At 34.8% G+C, this 2583-nt stretch carries 2 protein-coding genes; both read right to left on the minus strand.

Annotation, left to right across the window (positions count from 1 at the left end):
- Nucleotides 1–907: 907 nt before the first annotated feature.
- Nucleotides 908–1414, minus strand: coding sequence for a hypothetical protein (locus AC220I_RS21120; RefSeq protein ID WP_486725847.1), 507 nt, complete (start codon nt 1412–1414; stop codon nt 908–910).
- 305 nt (nt 1415–1719) lie between these two features.
- Nucleotides 1720–2532 carry a DUF domain-containing protein gene (locus AC220I_RS21125; protein ID WP_486725848.1) on the minus strand — a complete coding sequence of 271 codons (813 nt, stop codon included), beginning with the start codon at nt 2530–2532 and terminating at the stop codon, nt 1720–1722.
- Between the last annotated feature and the right edge of the window lie 51 nt (nt 2533–2583).

The following is a 2583-nucleotide window of genomic DNA, read 5'->3' on the forward strand; positions in this document are numbered from 1 at the left end:
AATAATTACACTTGATTCTAAATATAAATCAACTAAAATTCATTAGGAAACACAGTAGTACAAAACCAAACTAAATATTTTTAATTATTTTTTTTAATACTTTTCCTCTAGTTGAATATGGTAAATCTTCTTAAGGTGTTCAACATGGATTGCAAACACTTGGAAGATTAACATGATTAATGACACACACAGACATACCTCTTAGGTTCACACGTTATAGTAGATGAAAGGCTATTTTTAGTTGATCACGTTGCCATTACTTGTTTTCTTCGTCTATGTATTTACAAGGCAAAGGAACATGCTTGATAAACATTAGTTAGCAGACTGATAGGATCAACGTGATCCATGACACACATATGGACACTTCTAGGTAGACACATCTTAATAGCGTCATTAGCAATGGCAGGCACTTGAATTTATTTTTGGAAGACGTCTTTTTTGACACTTACGCAGGCATCGCACTTGTTTGGAAAGACACGAGTCTTTTACCCAGGCATAGCAATAGCAACATGCATACTCATGACTATAGATAACTAGCCACAAAAGTCCCTAAACGATAAAATAGATGCTTTTTTGTTGACCATCATAACTCAATAGCATTAGGACCAGTGTTGTTAATGGCGTATGGCGCATTATGGCGCTAAGGCATACTCGAGCCATGGCGCACGGCGCACGGCGCGGCGTGCGCCATATTGAAATATGGCGCAATATTATAACAATAATAAAATAATTTATACTATTAATAAATTTCATAAAATATAATATAATTAAATTCTATATGCAAAATCTCCTATTGCAAATATCAAATGTTAAGTGAGGCAAATGTCAAAAAGCTTATAAACTACAACCATAGTCCAATCCATAATTCATAATTCATAAATATAAAGCAAAATAATATCTTAAATTCTTAATAATCAGAATCATCAAAACCCAAGTCTTCTTCTCCATGCTCTTCATCTTCTTCAAATTCATCTGACTTGTACTCAACCTCTTCTTCAATATCATTAATATTAAGTTCTTTTTCTTCTTCCTCTTCATCAATCAATTGAAACAATTGACGAGGTGCATCTGACTTAGATGGAAGAGACTTCTTGATTGTCTTAGAACTTGATGCTCCACCCTTTGTTGCCTTAGCTCGAAAATTATATGCCTCTTCTTCAATTCCTGAAGCTCGAGCTACATCACTCCAAGTCAAGTCATGACCATCATGTACAAGAGCATCCTCCTCATCACTTGCTCCGTCAACTTTCCCTAACATCCACTCATTGCTATCATCTATATTCTCCAATGAAATTGGATCAATGGTAGCCCGTGCATCATATCGGCGTCTCAAAGCCCTATTATATTTGATGTATACTAAGTTATTCAAACGGGCTTGATGTAATCTGTTTCTTTTCTTAGTGTGAAGCTGCATGAATTAATAGAATAATTAGTCATCGAACTTTAAACGAAACTTTATCACGTTATAATTAATAATTTGTAATACACTAATACATATGAAATAAAGTATACTTACTTGCTCAAATACACTCCAGTTTCTCTCACAGCCGGATGCACTACAAGTAAGGCTAAGTATTTTCATAGCAAAACTCTGTAAATTTGGTGTTGAAGATCCAAAAGAAGACCACCACTCGGCTAGTAAATAAAAAAAAGACAACTATTAAACTAAAAAATAAGTAATATACTATGATTGAATAATAAAATCATTCATTTTAAAAATTATTCATTACCTGGTGCTCTTGCACTTCTCTGTCTGATGGCTATATTCATTCCAAACAATCCTTCTGCCTTTTTATACATTGGAATCTCCTCAATAATCTTATCTTGCAAGTGAGAATTGGGCATCAGCCTTTCTATGCAATCATACAATCCCTTCATAACTTCCACATCCTTCTCCATATTAGGATTAGCATAGAAAAATTCAGGATTTAAAAAATGTCCAGCTGCATGTAAAGGTCGGTGGAGCTGAATTGACCATCTTCTATCAATTATCTCAAAAACATTCTTGTACTTCTCTTCATTGTTGGCAAAAGAGGCCATAATTGCTTCTTTAGCCCTATCCATGGCCTCGTATATGTAACCCATTGGTGGTTTATTCTCACCATCCACCAACCTCAAAACTTTCACTAAAGGTCCAGCTATCTTCATTGCATAAGCAATAGTATTCCAGAAAGAAGGCATCATCATCACACTAGCTACTGTCTTACCTTGCGCTTCTTTTGCATACTTACTCGTGGCCCATGCCTCTGAAGTGAACATTTTTTGTAAATTAGCCTTTTGAACTTGAAATCTTTTCAAAGTAAGAAAGGCGGTGGCAAATCGTGTCTTCGCAAGTCGAACCATATCTATTCCTTTAGTGAATCGTCTCATCATGTTCAACAAAGATGGCCTATTGTAAATGTAGCCATTTACCATGACCGCTCTCTCGTGTGTCTTTTTCAAATTTGGGATTTTGAATATATCCTCAAATATCAAATCAATGCAATGTGCAGCGCATGGAGACCAATATAAATGTTTATATTTGGCTTCCAAAAGAGCTCCTGATCATTTAAAAAATAAAAAGTAAGTAATCACATTATAAAT

This window comes from Fusibacter sp., assembly GCF_057447755.1.

Coding starts and splice junctions, on each gene's coding strand:
- AC220I_RS21120 (WP_486725847.1), bottom strand. CDS start 1,414: ATGCAGCTTCACACTAAGAAAAGAAACAGATTACATCAAGCCCGTTTG.